This window comes from bacterium (assembly GCA_018812485.1).
Classification (GTDB): domain Bacteria; phylum JAHJDO01; class JAHJDO01; order JAHJDO01; family JAHJDO01; genus JAHJDO01.
In genome coordinates this window covers 1-15,820 of sequence record JAHJDO010000049.1, presented here as the reverse complement: position 1 = coordinate 15,820, position 15,820 = coordinate 1, and the positions used below count along the sequence as shown (strand labels likewise).

At 37.5% G+C, this 15,820-nt stretch carries 15 protein-coding genes; all 15 read right to left on the bottom strand.

Going from position 1 to position 15,820, the window contains the following annotated elements; all coding sequences use genetic code 11:
• Nucleotides 1–227: 227 nt before the first annotated feature.
• The gene (lysS, locus tag KKC91_03995; protein MBU0477711.1) at nt 228–1,703 is read right to left on the bottom strand and encodes a lysine--tRNA ligase; all 1,476 of its coding nucleotides are present in this window, start codon (nt 1,701–1,703) and stop codon (nt 228–230) included.
• The gene (locus KKC91_03990; GenBank protein ID MBU0477710.1) at nt 1,693–2,484 is read right to left on the bottom strand and encodes a TatD family hydrolase; all 792 of its coding nucleotides are present in this window, start codon (nt 2,482–2,484) and stop codon (nt 1,693–1,695) included. Before KKC91_03990 ends, lysS begins: the two co-directional genes overlap by 11 nt.
• A complete protein-coding gene (locus KKC91_03985; GenBank protein MBU0477709.1) occupies nt 2,485–3,411 on the bottom strand; it encodes a YybS family protein in 927 nt (308 codons plus the stop codon).
• A 1-nt stretch (nt 3,412) separates the two neighbouring features.
• Nucleotides 3,413–3,664 (bottom strand): 30S ribosomal protein S18, encoded by a 252-nt coding sequence (gene rpsR, locus KKC91_03980; GenBank protein ID MBU0477708.1) that lies wholly within the window; start codon nt 3,662–3,664, stop codon nt 3,413–3,415.
• A 24-nt stretch (nt 3,665–3,688) separates the two neighbouring features.
• Complete coding sequence (locus KKC91_03975; protein MBU0477707.1) at nt 3,689–4,171, bottom strand: single-stranded DNA-binding protein; 483 nt, start codon at nt 4,169–4,171, stop codon at nt 3,689–3,691.
• Nucleotides 4,172–4,193: 22 nt separating this feature from the next.
• Complete coding sequence (rpsF, locus tag KKC91_03970) at nt 4,194–4,481, bottom strand: 30S ribosomal protein S6 (GenBank protein ID MBU0477706.1); 288 nt, start codon at nt 4,479–4,481, stop codon at nt 4,194–4,196.
• Between the two features lie 18 nt (nt 4,482–4,499).
• Nucleotides 4,500–6,533 (bottom strand): sodium-translocating pyrophosphatase, encoded by a 2,034-nt coding sequence (locus KKC91_03965; protein MBU0477705.1) that lies wholly within the window; start codon nt 6,531–6,533, stop codon nt 4,500–4,502.
• A gap of 11 nt (nt 6,534–6,544) precedes the next feature.
• Complete coding sequence (gene pth, locus KKC91_03960; GenBank protein ID MBU0477704.1) at nt 6,545–7,117, bottom strand: aminoacyl-tRNA hydrolase; 573 nt, start codon at nt 7,115–7,117, stop codon at nt 6,545–6,547.
• Nucleotides 7,118–7,828, bottom strand: coding sequence for a 50S ribosomal protein L25/general stress protein Ctc (locus tag KKC91_03955; protein MBU0477703.1), 711 nt, complete (start codon nt 7,826–7,828; stop codon nt 7,118–7,120). It abuts the gene before it with no gap.
• A 12-nt stretch (nt 7,829–7,840) separates the two neighbouring features.
• Nucleotides 7,841–8,785, bottom strand: coding sequence for a ribose-phosphate pyrophosphokinase (locus KKC91_03950; GenBank protein MBU0477702.1), 945 nt, complete (start codon nt 8,783–8,785; stop codon nt 7,841–7,843).
• Between the two features lie 71 nt (nt 8,786–8,856).
• On the bottom strand, nt 8,857–11,481 hold the full coding sequence (locus KKC91_03945; protein MBU0477701.1) for a hypothetical protein: 2,625 nt from the start codon (nt 11,479–11,481) through the stop codon (nt 8,857–8,859).
• 4 nt (nt 11,482–11,485) lie between these two features.
• Nucleotides 11,486–12,055 carry a hypothetical protein gene (locus tag KKC91_03940; GenBank protein MBU0477700.1) on the bottom strand — a complete coding sequence of 190 codons (570 nt, stop codon included), beginning with the start codon at nt 12,053–12,055 and terminating at the stop codon, nt 11,486–11,488.
• The gene (locus tag KKC91_03935; GenBank protein MBU0477699.1) at nt 12,048–13,079 is read right to left on the bottom strand and encodes a hypothetical protein; all 1,032 of its coding nucleotides are present in this window, start codon (nt 13,077–13,079) and stop codon (nt 12,048–12,050) included. Before KKC91_03935 ends, KKC91_03940 begins: the two co-directional genes overlap by 8 nt.
• Nucleotides 13,045–13,713, bottom strand: a complete 669-nt coding sequence (locus KKC91_03930) for a hypothetical protein (GenBank protein ID MBU0477698.1) — start codon at nt 13,711–13,713, stop codon at nt 13,045–13,047. The genes KKC91_03935 and KKC91_03930 overlap by 35 nt, the downstream gene beginning before the upstream one ends.
• Nucleotides 13,714–13,725: 12 nt before the next feature.
• Nucleotides 13,726–15,820 (bottom strand): hypothetical protein (locus tag KKC91_03925; GenBank protein ID MBU0477697.1); only part of this gene is annotated, 2,095 nt, incomplete at its 5' end.

Below are 15,820 nucleotides of genomic sequence, written 5' to 3'. Positions count from 1 at the left end.
TTCTTGATATTTTCATTTTGAATTCAACCATTTTAGGGAATGATTTTTCTGTTTTTACCGAAATTTGCTCTGTAACACACTCTTACTTATAGACTTACGCTTATGCCCCATTTTTCGCCAAATCTGTCTAGTTCCCTATATAACAAGCCAATCCACTGGACCTGATGGAGCCGCTGAGGCGGCTCCATCAGGTCAGTGATTTCTACGTTAGAAAGTTTTTGCTGGCTTCACTTCTGAGGCTTCAATTGCGGGAACAGTATTACATCTCTAATTGATGGGGAATTGGTGAAGAGCATAACAAGTCTGTCGATGCCTATGCCCAATCCTGCTGTCGGTGGCATGCCGTATTCCAGAGCAGTAATAAAATCTTCATCCATAAGATGCGCTTCATCATCTCCTATCTTTCTGTCTTTTATTTGGTCCAAAAAGCGCTCCTTTTGCTCCATTGGGTCATTCAGCTCAGAATATGCATTGCCTAACTCTATACCGCATATATAGGGCTGAAATCTTTCTGTAAGATTCTTATTATTTTTTTTCTTCTTTGCAAGAGGACACATCCTTTCAGGATAGTCAATTATAAAGGTTGGTTCAATAAGATTGGGAACTACAACCTTCTTGAAGATTGCATCTACTATCTCTCTAAAGGAATTTATTTTACTTGCTTCCGGAACAAGGTGCTTTGCACTATTCCTAAGTTCTTTATCTGAAACCGATTCCAAATCTATCTTAGCATATTTCTTTATAGCATCAACAAAACTCAATCGCTTCCATTTCTTCTTTAATTCAATGTTATGCCCCTGATACTCAATACTTGTCTTACCGAGACATTCGGCTGCTATAGTATGGAACATCTCCTCAGTTAGAAGCATAAGATCTTCATAATCTACAAAAGCCTGATATAATTCAAGCATGGTAAACTCAGGATTATGCCGTGTTGATATGCCTTCATTACGAAAGTTTCTGTTTATTTCATATATCTTCTCAAATCCGCCGACTATCAATCTTTTAAGGAACAGTTCAGGAGCTATTCTCAAATATAAATCCATATCAAGCGTGTTATGATGAGTTACGAACGGTTTTGCCATAGCGCCACCAGGGATCTGCTGCATCATTGGTGTTTCTACTTCAAGGAAATCCTTTCCTTCTAAAAACTTTCTCATTGAGCTTATTATATGACTGCGAAGCTTGAATAATGGCTTTATATCTTTATTTGCTATTAAATCAACATATCTCCTGCGATATTTTAATTCTATATCCTTAAGTCCTGACCACTTTTCAGGTAAAGGTTGTAAGGACTTTGAGAATACAGAAAACTCTGAAATAAATATAGTATCCTCTCCTGTCCTTGTTTTAAAAATCTTCCCCTTAACTCCTATGAAATCCCCTATATCCACCAGTTTGAATAAACCGTATGCTTTTTCTCCAACAGCGTTTGACTTAACATATATCTGAATATCTCCTGAGTCATCTCTTATATTAGCAAAACAGCTTTTACCATGCTCCCTTACTGTTATTATCCTTCCGATTACCAGAACTTCCACTTCTTCCAATACTTCACCAACAGATACTTTTTTAGCGCACTCATGCACTGATGCTGCAGAGTGAGTCCGTCTAAAATGCAGGGCATAAGGATCTATTCCCTGTTCTCTTATCTTTTTTAATTTCTCTTTTCTTATTTTAATCAGTTCATGCTCATCTGTCATTTTCTTCTCCGATATTTGTTAGTCCAAACAGCCTTTTCGCATTCTCTGTAGTATGGCAGGCTGCTTCTTCTGCGTCAAGTTCTTTAACTCTTGCAAGTTCCAAAACTGTATACTTTAAAAAGCTTGGTTGATTTCGTTTACCTCTTACAGCTTGTGGAGCAAGATAGGGGCAATCAGTTTCTATGAGAATTCTATCATTTGGTATCTCCTTTGCAACCTGCCTCAATTCAGGCGCATTTGGATAAGTGAGATTTCCTGAAAATGAAATATGAAAGCCGCGATTCAGGCAAGTTTGCGCAAATTCTAAGGTTCCTGAAAAACAATGTATCACTCCCCTGCTTATAGAGTAATCCTTAATAGTATCCAAGATATCTTTGTGCGCTTCACGATTATGGATAATTATGGGCAGATCAAATTCCAAAGCCAGTTCAATATGTTTACGAAAAAGCTCTTTCTGCGACTTCTTACTGGAAGTATCTCTGTAATAATCCAGACCTGTTTCCCCTACTGCCGAAATATTCGGATATCTTTCTAAACATTCTTTTATATAGAGCAGTTCATCCTTTTTGATTTTATCGGCATAGTTCGGATGCAGACCAATTGCCGTTAATATATTCTTCTTTCCGTAAACTGTCTCTAATCCGACTTCAATGCTTTTAATATCACAGCAAATATTAATCATATATTCCACATCATTCCTACTTGCCTCGGATATGACCGAATCAATCCCCTCTTTAAAAGCAGGATCAGTTAAATGCGCATGAGTATCAAAAAGTTTCATTTAAAATTTTTCTCTTGCAACCACTCTACTTCTGAAATCAAACCAAAAATCAACCAATCCTAATATAATAATAAGCATAAGAAAAATTGGAGAAGTAAAAACCAGTACATAAATCAGAAGTTTAATAAAAGGGAAGACCTTCCATTTGTCAAAAAAGAAATTCGTAATTGCTAAACCTCCTACCAAGTAAACAGCTGAAATAATAATCAGCAAATTCAGTCCTATCACATATCCTGATTGAAACTTGGCGCATTTGAAGAGAAATGTCATTATGGCAGATACAATAAATACCCATATATACTCATCCTTCAGCCTCCATGTTTTAAAAGGAGATGATTTGAGATGTTTTAAAATAAGTATCTTTTTTGAGAGTAAAAGATTAATGCTGACTATTAAAAAATTAACAATGAAAATAATAGCCGGGAAACTAGTTTTAATTATATTTAATACTGTAGTAAATGACTCTTTAACTAATTCGATCTTTTCTTTGCTGATGCCCGTCTCTTCATAAATTTTCAGACTTTTATCAATATGAATCTGTAAATTCATGTAAATTCTATTAAGAAAATTTTCGTCGTGCAATGAAATTACAAAAATAGCCAAAAGACTTATGAGGCTCAAAATAACTGTTGATAAAACACAGGTCTTTATAAAAAAAAACTTGTTCTTAAGTATTATACCTGTAACTAAGCCCAAAAGTCCAAGTTGTATAGATAAAATTACGAAAAAGTGATTCTGAAAAATTAGGTAGATACCTGATGCCATAATAAAAAAGCATAGAAACCCTTTCCGAACACCAAGTAAATACACACAGATAATAATAGGTAAAGGAACTAAAACTTGAAAGAACAGTTGGCCAAAAGCAAAAAATCCCCCTGATATGAAAAAATATAGCGACACTAAGGAAAGCAGGGTTGTTTTTCTCAATCTATTCTGCAGAAAAAGGCAGTAACGAACATATCCTTGCTCGTTTTATCGCAATGGTAAGTTTTTTCTGGTGACGAGTGCAATTCCCTGAGACTTTAGTTGAAAGAATTTTCCCCCTCTCAGTAATAAAGCCAGAGAGTGTTTTTATGTCCCTATAATCAATTTCATCCATCTTTTCAACACAAAGCCTACAATATTTCTTTCTTATAATCTTTTTTTTGCGGCCTTTGCCTTTTTTTTCTCTTTGGAACATAAAGATAATCTCCTTTTTATTATATCAGAATGGGACTTCATCCTCTTCAGATTTTTCTGGTTTTTCCTCTGATGGATTTGTTTGAATATTTGTTTCTTCTTTATCATCTATCTGTATCTCAGGCACAGGTGAGTCTTTTTTTCCACTTGGTAGAGACGCAGTGCCATTGCTTCCCTGCGAAGTACCAAGAAACTGAACTCTCTCTGCAACCACTTCCAAAGCACTTCGCTTTTGCCCATCTTTATCTTCCCATGAGCGACTTTGCAAGCGCCCTTCTACAAAAACAGGTCTGCCTTTACTAAGATATTTTGCGCAGGACTCCGCCTGATTAGCCCATACAACAACTCTTACAAAACATGTATCTTCTGTCTTTGTTCCCTCTTTATTTTTAAAAAACCGATTAATCGCTATGCTAAAATCACTAACTGCAGTACCACTTGGGATATATCTGAGTTCTGGATCCCTTGTCAAATTGCCCATTAAAAAAACCTTATTCAAATTTGCCATGTTTATTCTCCTTTTTTACTTATTACTTCCTTAAAACAAAAACTCTAAATATATCCTCTTGCATTTTTAATTTTTTATTAAGCACAGCAATGCCTTCGGAAGGAGCTTCAAATTTTATATTTACATAGACTCCTTCACTGCGCTTTTTGATCTTATAAGCAAACCTTTTCTTCCCAATACGGTCAACATCAATAACTTTGCCTTTTGCGAATGCAATGCATTTTTCAATCTCTTCTATAACCTTATCCCGATCATCTTCTGCTAAATCAGAGTTTATAACAAATAAACCCTCGTACTTATTTTTATCCACCAAACCACCTCCAGTTTTTTAAAATTTTACAAATAATGGTGCCAAAACAAGAGAAATAACACTCATAAGCTTAATTAAAATATTGATAGAAGGACCAACTGTATCCTTTAACGGATCGCCTACTGTGTCTCCAATAACAGCTGCTTTATGAGCCTCGCTACCCTTTCCGCCAAAATTGCCTTCCTCAATATATTTTTTGGCATTATCCATGGCTCCGCCGCTGTTTGCCATCTGGATTCCAAGCATAAGACCGGATATCAATGCTCCAACAAGAAGACCCGCAAGAGCTTTAGGTCCTAATAACAATCCAATTGTAACAGGTGCCATAATAGCCATAGCGCCAGGAAGTAACATGCCCTGAATAGCCCCTTTTGTTGAAATATCAACGCATGTTGCTGAATCAGGCATTACCTTTCCTTCCATTAATCCTTTGATTTCCCTGAATTGTCTCCTCACTTCATCTATTAACTTATACGCAGCTTTACTAACAGCTTTAAAAAGCATTGAAGAAAACAGGAACGGCAGCATACCTCCAATCAATAAACCTGACATAACTTTGGGATCGGTAATATCTGCTCCCTTTATGCCAACTACCATCATATAAGCAGATACTAACCCTATAGTTGCAAATGCAGCTGAACCTATCGCAAATCCCTTACCAATTGCTGCTGTTGTATTGCCAACAGAATCCAGGTTGTCCGTTATTTTTCTTACAGATGGATCTAGTTTTGCCATCTCCGCTATACCGCCTGCGTTGTCAGCAATAGGTCCGTATGAATCAACTGAGACGATCATGCCAGTTGTAGCAAGCATACCTACAGCAGCCATAGCAACTCCATATCCTCCCGCAAAATGATAAGCAACCATAATGGCAGCAGCAAGCACCAATACAGGCACACAAGTGCTTTCCATACCGATTGCCAGTCCACCGGTAACAGTTATCGCAGGACCGCTCTTAGAACTTTCAGCAAGTTTTCTAACCGGTTTATATTTTGTGGAGGTAAAAAACTCGCTTGTAAAACCAATTGCCATACCTGATATAATTCCAGCAAGAGTAGCGTAAAAAGGACCTAATTTAGAATAGTTCTCAAAGGCCACACCAAATTTGTTTACAATGAAATATGTGCCTATGATCGATAAAATAGCGCTTATATAAGTCCCGCTCATCAAAGCTCCCTGAGGATTCTTTCTACCAAACATCTTTACATAACATACCCCAATAATAGAAGCTATAATTCCTGCGCCTGCTATATAAATCGGCATAAACTTTAACTTATCAGCTACACTTTGTCCCATTATAACAATAAATGTTGAAGCAATGGCTATACTTGCAACAATAGATTCAACATATGACTCTAAAAGATCTGCACCCAGACCTGCAACATCTCCAACATTATCTCCAACATTATCTGCGATCACACCAGCATTTCTGGGGTCATCTTCAGGAATACCTGCTTCTACTTTTCCAACAAGATCTGCTCCCATGTCTGCTGCTTTTGTAAATATTCCTCCGCCAGATCTTGCAAAAAGAGCTACAAGACTTGCCCCCATAGCATATCCATTTATTATTACAGGATCCCCTTTAAATATAAAATATACAACGACAAGACCTAATAAAGCCAAACCAACCACGCTCATTCCCATTACTGAGCCGCCCGAAATTGCCACATTTAATGCTGCTTTTACTCCTCCAGAAGAGGCAGCATTTGCTGTTCTGGAATTCGCTCTTGTTGCTATACTCATTCCGATATATCCTGCAAAAGCAGACATAAAAGAACCAATTATAAAAGCAACAGATGTCTTCCACCCCAAGCTAATGCCTTTAGATATAAAAGGCGTTATACCTATTAGCCCAGCTATTAAAACTACAAAAACAGCAATATAACTGTATTCCCGTTTTAAAAAGGCTCTAGCTCCCTCTTGTATAAGACGAGATATATCCTTCATCTTCTGAGTGCCTTCTCCTTTTTTTAAAACTCCAATTGAAAGAACTATGACAAACCCTAACGCTAAGAAACTACATATCAATGGAAATAGCAACTGAACGTTCATTATAATCCTTTCTATACAATTACCAATGCATTGATGGTACACATTGCTCTATCAATACCATCTCTTATAATTATGATTATAGCCTCTAAAGCCTTGGATAGAATCTTATCAAGTTTATTCTTTTCAAGCTTATCAAAATTCGCTAATACATACTTTTTTAAATCTTCATAATGACTGCTTCTGCCTATACCAATGCGTATTCTCGAAAATTTCTCATTACCCAGTGCATCTATAATAGATTCTACACCATTATGCCCGCCGGATTTTCCATTCTTCTTAATTCTAATTTTGCCGAATTCTATATCAGCATCATCATAAATAACAACCAAATCTTCCAAATCCATTTTATAGAAATTAACAAGCTTTGAGACTGCTTGCCCGCTTAAATTGACAAAAGTCTGGGGCTTTGCAAGAATTATCTCATCCTTTCCTATAAAACCCCGACCAATTACAGAATCAAACTTTCTGGTTTTTATATTAATCCCTGTCTCTTTCGCCACTTTATCGAGAGCCATAAATCCCGCATTGTGTCTATTTTTCCTGAACTTGATACCTGGGTTGCCTAATCCCACAATTATCTTCATCTACTTTTGCTCATCTGGTTTTTTCTCTTCTTTCTGCTCTTTCTTTTCTTTCCGCTCCCCTTCTGATGCCTCAGCTTCAACCTCTTCTTTCTTTCCCTCAATAACTTCTGGCTCTTCTTCCACAGAAACTTCCTCTTCCTTTATAATAGTTGGAGGAACAATGGAAACAACTGCTTGGTCAGGGTCTGCTAAAACTTCTACATCCTCTGGAATCTTCATATCTCTTATATGAATGGATGAACCTATTCTCAGCTGTGAAACGTCTACTTCTAAATGGCCTGGTATTTTATCAGGCAAACAACGAATTTCCATATCTCTCATGGAGTGATCCAGTACTCCTCCCTCTTTGACTCCTGGAGCCTCGCCGGTAAGAATTATACTAATCCTTGTAGTAATTTTCTCATGAAGCAATATTTTATAAAAGTCTATATGAAGCAATCCATCACTTACGGGATGATACTGAATCTCCCTAACCATTACAGTTTCCTGCTTTGAAGAACCATCACTATCTATTGATAAAGATATAAGCACATTTTCTCCATGCATTTTTTTTACCATTTGCTCAAACTTTTTCTGTTCAACTGCAATATTCAAAGTCTTTATACCATGGCCATATAAAACGCCAGGTATATATCCCTGTTTCCTTAGATCTTTTGTGGATCTTGTATTTATTTCTTTTCTAATATTGGATTGTAACTGAATTTTTTGCATTATTATCCCCCATTAAACAAACAATGAACTTACAGAAGTATTATTGTGAATACTATATATTGCATTCGAAAGGAGCTCTGCTATTGAAAGGACTTTTATTTTTTTTGATTTTTTCTTTTTATCCATTGGAATAGTATTTGTAACAACTATTTCGTCAATAACAGACTTATCAAGACGTTCAATAGCATCTGTGGAAAATACTGGATGTGTACATGCTGCAAATATTTTTTTTACCCCTTTCTCATGAAGCGCATCTGCTGCTTTTATTATACTACCGCCTGTATCGATCATATCGTCCAGAATCACTGCATTTCTTCCCTTCACATCTCCAATCACATTCATCACTTCAGCCACATTTACTTCAGGTCTTCTTTTATCAATAATAGCAAGGGTCGCGTTCATTCTCTTTGCTATTGCTCTTGCTCTTTCAACGCCTCCGGAGTCTGGAGAGACGATAGTAACATTCTCAATTTTTTTTGTCAAAAAATATTTAACTAAAACAGGCGGTGCAGCAAATAAATTATCCACAGGGATATCAAAAAACCCTTGTATTTGCCCTGCATGTAAATCTATCACCAAAACTCTGTCAACACCAGCTTTTGTAATTAAATTAGCAACAAGTTTAGCTGTTATTGGAGCGCGTGGTTGAACTTTTCTATCCTGCCTGCCATAGCCGTAATACGGAATCACTGCAGTAATTCGGCTGGCAGAAGCCCTCCTGAAAGCATCGACTGTAATAAGCAGCTCCATTAAATTCTCATTAACAGGCGGGCATGTAGATTGAATAATAAAAACATCTTTTCCTCTCACATTCTCATTAATTCTTATATTAAATTCTCCATCTCCAAAACGACTTGTTTCTCCTTTACACAATGGAATTTCTAAACAGCTGGATATCTCTCTAGATAAATCTGGATTTGATGTTCCTGAGAATACTTTTATATTATTCTTTTCCATATTAGCCCTCTATTTATAATTATTGTATCAACGCTTTTTGTTCTGGTTTTGTTTTTATCATTTCAATAAATCTACTCCTCAGATTTTGGGATAAATATAATCTGGGGAAATGAAATCTCAATCCCAGAAACAGAATAAGGAACCCAATCACAATACTCAGGTTTCATTTGTTCAGCTCCTTCTGCCCCTTCAGTATCTATAGAAGGTTCAAACTTGTATGCTTGTTCAGATGAACCAAAATCAGAACCAGAAAGACTTTGCCAAATTATATATTTATGATCCTCATCTATAGTTTTAATTGTTCCTATCTCTCCTGTAGTTTTATTTTTTATACTCCCTATATATTTAATTTTATTTGGCTCATGCCAGACCGAAACACCACCCTTCATCCATACTTTGCTAATCTCCTCAGGAGCATAACCTATGTTATCCTCTGAAAGATTATAATATAATGTAAATTTTTGTGCACTCAAGTTCAACCTGGCAGCACGATAACTCACCCACACGCTACCAACAAAGAGACAACGAGAAACAGGAGACACATCTGCCCAAGTCTTATCAATCCAACCTTTACACCACATGCTTCCCATATATGGATCTATGGGACATTCTGCTTCGGGTAAGTCAGGATTAGCTCCACAATATCCATTTATAAGTCTATCCCACCAAATATTATAATTATCTTCATTCCAGTCCCAATCTCTTAGCCATCCGAGCTCCCCACTAGATTTCCAGTAATTTCCCGCCGAATTATGATGACTAACAATTATTGGGTTTATCATCAGTGCTCCATTTCCACTTCCTGTTCCGTCTGATGCGGAAATAATCAGAAATAGATGATTATCTCCTATATTTCCATCTTCTGCTTTTATTACTGCTGATATTGAGCCTGTTCCGCCAGCTAACGCTATCTTCTCCAGCTTTTTTCCACCTGCGTATAATTCATAAGCGCTGTTTATGATATTGGATATTCCCAAACTTACCTCGCCTGCAAAATCACCCTTTTTCTCTGCCGGCTTTATATCCTGATTTTTGTTTATTTTCTCCTTCTGCCACACTCCTGTATCGTCCTTCGCCCAGCTTTGAGTTCCGTCAAGCTTATTTACTGTTCCTGCCGGAGTCTCAGTTGCTTCCCCATAGTTGTAACATTGAACTGTTATAGTGAATGCTTGAGTTTGTGAAGGCTCACCACTTGTTTCTACATATTCCGGAGAAAGCTGGACGTGGAAGTAGTAGGGTGGGATTTCATCCATCTTATCGAATACTTTTCCGATTGTTACGCCTGATTCCTGTCCGAGTCCTCCACTATACGCAAGTGTAAATTCTATCCCCTCAAATTTCTCATCAGCATAATCCTGCGGCATTAATATTTCTACACCATTCCCATTAGCTCCATTTATTACCCACTCTTTCGTCTCCGCTCCGTTGGGAAGCTCTGTTACTCCTGTCTCAAGAAGTTCAGAAAGACTTATCTCACCGAGTTTTTTGTATGTATCTTCCAATAATACATCATTTTCCCTTGCCTTATACATCAACACAAAACTTCCTCCAATCATCGCCTCGCCGGAGTCGTTCTTTATTTTCAGCGTTACATCGTAAATTGGCTGCGTCTCACTTGTCCTCTTTGCCTCTTTCTTTGTAACCTCAAGCTTTCCTCTGAAGAAATGATCCAAAAGCCCTGCAGAATAGCCAACCGAACGGGGAACAAGTTTGTCTGCGTATGCTTTGTGGCAGTTGCCGTCAAGTTGGTAGGAGACTTTCTCCAGTAAATGCAGAGTTGGATCATCTTCCACATATTTGTAAAACAACGTTTCTTTACAAATTGGATTAACTCTTGCTGTGTAGAAATACCTTACTACGTCATATCCCCCATCCTCTGCTATTATCGTTTCTTTTTTCTTTAGACATTCAAATGGAGCAGGATAGGAGTAATCCAGAAATATTGTATCTTTGCTGAAAAAATACCGATTCGTATATTCTGAAAGTCCCATTCCTATGTATGTATTATCTCCTGCTTCTCCATAATCTCTTGTTTCATCCCATAAGTCTTTTATATCATCATCCGAAATTGCTACGGCTCCATAGCCGCTTGTTGGCAATATTCCATTCTTAGCTGCTTCATTTGTCCAATCTTCATATAAATCTTTCTGCGCTGGTGTGGGTAAATGTGCGTCGTTCCTCACATGCGCTGGCACTGCCATGTCTTCCAGAAGATGGATGGTTCTTCCTAATGAATAGAACATCCTGCCGAAATTTGCGAGCCTATCCTTCTTTTTGACAGATGTTAGGGCGTTGTAAAGATAGGTTTTTGAATCACTATAACTCCAACTCGTTCCTGCGCTATCTACTCCTCTTGACATTGCGTCAGTAAAACCAAGCAGACCATTTCCCGTTGTTGGGTCATAGAAGTGATTCGGGCAGTTAGTCTTAGGCACATCTTCTTCCCAACTTCCCTGAGTTATCAACTGGCTGTAATTGCCGGATTTCCTCTTGATGATACGAAAAGAAAAATTTGTCCCTTCCTCAAGTTTCCACTCGTTAGTAAGGACATTGCTTATTTTTGGTTTTACATTCTCTACTGCTTTTTCTGTTATTTTTTTATGCGTTTCTTTTTCATACGCAAACAGACTGATCGAAAATACTAACGACAGGCATATTCCAATTGTACAAATCAACAATCTCTTTTTTTTGTTCATTTATTTATCCTTTTTTCTTATGCCACAAGTTAGATGCTCTATCTCTCTCTTTTGTTATAATTTTTATCCACTTCGTCCCTTCAAAGAATAATTCAACATTAATCATATTATCCAAATATTCCTCTGTCCCCTCATACCCCTCTGGCAGTTTTTTGAGCTTGATGATAGGAGATACTTCTTCCTTCCATTTACCTCGTTCATTATCATGTTCTCTATATGGCGGACTTGCCACTCCAAACTTGCAACCTTTTTTCCAAGCATATATCCATACCTTGCTTCCATATTTCCACTTGCTCTTAAAAGGGCAAAATTCTCCTTTTTTATCTGTCTCTAATTCTATAATTTTTGTGGTCTTATGGCTTGCTCCTCCAGGGTTTATGTAGCTTGTTAGCTCCATTCTTTCCCATTTGACCACCACCCACACACCCTCAATCGTTTCTCCAGTATCTGCGTCAACTACTTTCATCGTTTCATATTTTTCCATCCACTTCGTGCCGAAACCGAAACAAAAGGCGGAGGTTGTGGTTAAAAATATTAAAGCAATTGTTAGTAACGCTGTTTTTGTTTTATACATAACTAATTTCTCCTCTGAAAAAGTGATCCAGAAGCCCTGCAGAATAGCCAACTGCTCGTGGAATGAGTAATTTTGCGTATGCATTGTGGCACTCATTGTCAAGATGATATGAAACACGTTCTAATCCGGAAATATGAAGACCGAATTTATAAAACACTGTAAACTTAGCCAGAGGACTTACTTCGTCTGTATAAAGATATTTTACTATATCCACCTTCCCATCTTCTGCAGTCTTACTTACCAGTTTCCATCCTCCTTCATCTTCATGAGGGTATGTATAGTTTTCAAATATGGTACCCTTACTAAAGAAATGTCTATTTGTGTATTCTGCAAGACCATTGCCACTTTCATCATCCCAATAGAAATGCCTATCCCCAAAATCCACTGCATTTCCACTTGGAAGATTGCTACCTAAAGTCTCCACGTGAGCTTCGTACATATCCTTTTCGCCAAGTAGCTGGTTAAAATATGGAAAATGCGGGTCATCTCTTACGTGCGCTGGCACTGACATGTCCTGAAGTAAATGCACCGTTCTTCCGAGTGAATAAAACATTTTCCCGAAGTTTGCGTTTTTGCTCTCTTTCGTCGTTGAAGTTAAGGCGCTATAAAAATAGCCAACTGCGTCTGTGTATCCCCACGGGGTTCCGGCTCCATTAGCGCCTCTGTTATATGCGCTCTCGTACACCCCCCAACCATCCCCTGAAATCGGATCGTAAAAATGTCTTAGGAAATAGTCCTTGTTGTCTTCGTCAGTAGAACCTTCTGTAAGTAATTGATCATATTCTTTGCCTTTTTTACTTATTAAACCACTCCTAAAAGAAAAGGTTTTGTTTGTAATTTTTAGATCTTTTCTTGCATTATCTAAATTTTCTGATTTTTTTATGGCTTTTTTGGTAATCTCAGGATGGGTTACATCATCATCATAGGCAAGACACGGGACAGAACAAACCAACAACCAAAAAAACAAATTTAGAGTAAAAAAAGTTATATTATTCCGTAGGGGAATATATCTTGTATTTCTCATATAAAAATCTCCTTTCTTTGTGTGCTTCTTTCTCCAGTCCTGTCTGTTCTCCGTTGGGTTTTGAAACTATTGGTAAGTCGAAGACATTATTAAATCTTTCTTGAGGATCAGTTAATTTTTTTAATTTTATCAATACTGGAATTTTCTCTTTCTCAGGTTTACCACGTTGCACATAGGCTTTATATGAAGACTTGTACACAACAAGTGTGAATTTGCTGCCTTTCTCAATCCTATCATACGGCTTAAAAAAGCCATCTTTATCTGTCCTTCTTTCTTTAACAGCAACCACCTTATGCACCGCGCCTGCAAGCGCAAGTGTGAATCTTTCTTTAGTCCACTTCACCGCAACATATGCTCCTTCAATCGGCTTTCCTGTATCTGCATCCACTACCTGCACTTTGCTGTCTTCTGCTTTTGATAAAAAGTGATAACCCATGCAAAAAGCTGAGGTTGTGGTGAGAAATATTAGAGCAAAAACTAAAACTACTTTTGAAAAACTCGAAATCCTAAATCCGAAACCCGAAACAAATCCTAAATTTAAATTTTCTAAATCCAAAACACCGTTTTGAACATTTGTATTTTGAGCATTCGATATTGTTTCGTATTTCGTGCTTCGTGCTTCGGATTTATACATAAGAACTTTCTCCTAAAACGATTCTATCTTCCACTTCCCGTTCTCATCCTTCTTAAAATATATGTAATATGTAATCTCTTCTCCATCTTCCAGTCTCTTTAACCTGTATTTTGACCTGTCTCCTCTGACATAGATAAGCTCCAGGTTTTTCATGTCTTCCGCAAATTCATTCAGCTTGCCTGCGTCTTTCAACACATTAAACGCTTCTCTGTATTTCTCCTGCAAATCAGCGCTTATACATGAAACTGCGCTGTCAATATCTTCAGCTTCAAGTTTTGTCTTCATTTCTTCCAAAACAGGTTCTGCAGACTTAATCGGTATCTCAACTCTCAATACCCTGTTGTTTCCATTATCTGCTATGTAGATTATCTCTCTCTTCAGATCACTATCTATTGCAATTGCTGTTGGATTGTTTAGATTCAAATTGTCAAATTTAGCTTCAAACGGCCTTTGAGACTCCGTCTCTTTTCTGGGTTTTGTCAAGAACTTCTGAACTCTTAGGTTTCTAGTGTCAATGACACTGTCAATGACATAGATGTAATAAAGACTTACTGCCGCATCTACAGGATTTTGAAACTCACCATCTCCTGTTCCCTCAGAACCTATAATGACATTCAAAGCACTGGCTGAACTCTCCTGTATCTGGTTGTTTCCACTATCTGCCACATATATCGTCCCGTATCCCGTTGCTGTGATACCCTTTGGATTATTGAATGAATGTTCTATGATTTCAGTATCACTTATTGCTTCTTCTGTCCTGTCAAAATCTGTTATATATTTTCCTTCTCCGTCAAATTCTATTACCTTATTTGCCTGATTATCTGTTACATAGATGTTCGTATCATCATCAACTGCTATTCCCCATGGACTAATGAGCGTATCGCTGGCAACTCCCTCTATTCCAAAATCAGTGTCAAGCTGATAGGTAAATACATCCGGCTCTATGAACTTAAGCTTCTTTATACAGCTGTTTCCTGTATCTGTTATATAGAGGTTGTTATCTTTATCCAGCGCCATTCCTTTTGGATCTATTATATTCTCAAGCTGAATATATGTTATGTAGGCTGCATCCTTATCATAAATGTATATCCTTGCTGGAGCTGATTCCAGTATGTATAAGTTTCTATTACTGTCTATCGCCAGATCCTGCGGATCATTACTGGAAATTTCATTTAATATCTTTGCTCCTCCCTCTACTGTAAATGTCCATGTCTTTGATACTGTATTTCCTGCGACGTCTTTGAGTTCTAATGCTGACGTGTGTTCCCCGCTTTCCAAATCCTGAGTTGGAGTATACGTTGTCTTTGTATCTGTTACAGTCGCATTATTTGTTACATCCTGAGTATCCAGCAATAATTTAACTGAACTTACATCTATTCCTGATAAGTTATCTGAATATTCTGCTGATATTGCTGGCTTAGCTTCTTCAATTGCGCTTCCATCTTCCGGCTGAATGTTTGATACTACTGGCGGAGTTGTGTCTGTTATAAAAGTTGATGTAGTGCTCGCTTCATTTCCTGTCTTATCTTTTACTCCAATAGAAATTGTATGTGTCCCGTCTTCAAGCGCTGTAATTGGTGCGTAGATTAATTTGCCTGTTGTCTCATCATAAGTTGCAGTTACTTCAACATCATCTAGTTTTAATACAATTGTATCTTTATCAATCCCACTTGTCGCATCCGACAATACTGCTGAGATTTTCGGTTGATTGTTATTTATTAAAGCATTATCTACTGGAGATATATCTGAAATTATGGGTAGAGTGTTGTCTAAAATAAATATTATCGCCTTAGACTCTGCTTTGTAACCTTTTCTTCTGTGCGACCTGTACGCTATTGCTTTGAGTTTGTGTTCTCCCTCTTGTTGAGTTGAAAGGGCTATTTTGAACGTATGATTTCCTGCCCTGTGCCACCAGCGCCATGTCCTGTAACTGCCGGCTAAATTATCATCTAAATATAAATCTATTATTCCTGCTCTGCCCTGCCATGATACTGATACGTCTAAACTTGTTCCTCTTATATATGAACTATCTTCAGGCGAGGTTATATTGACTAATATTAGCGGCTTTTTAGGTCTTAATCCGAAGTTTAATGTGTATGTTCTTCCT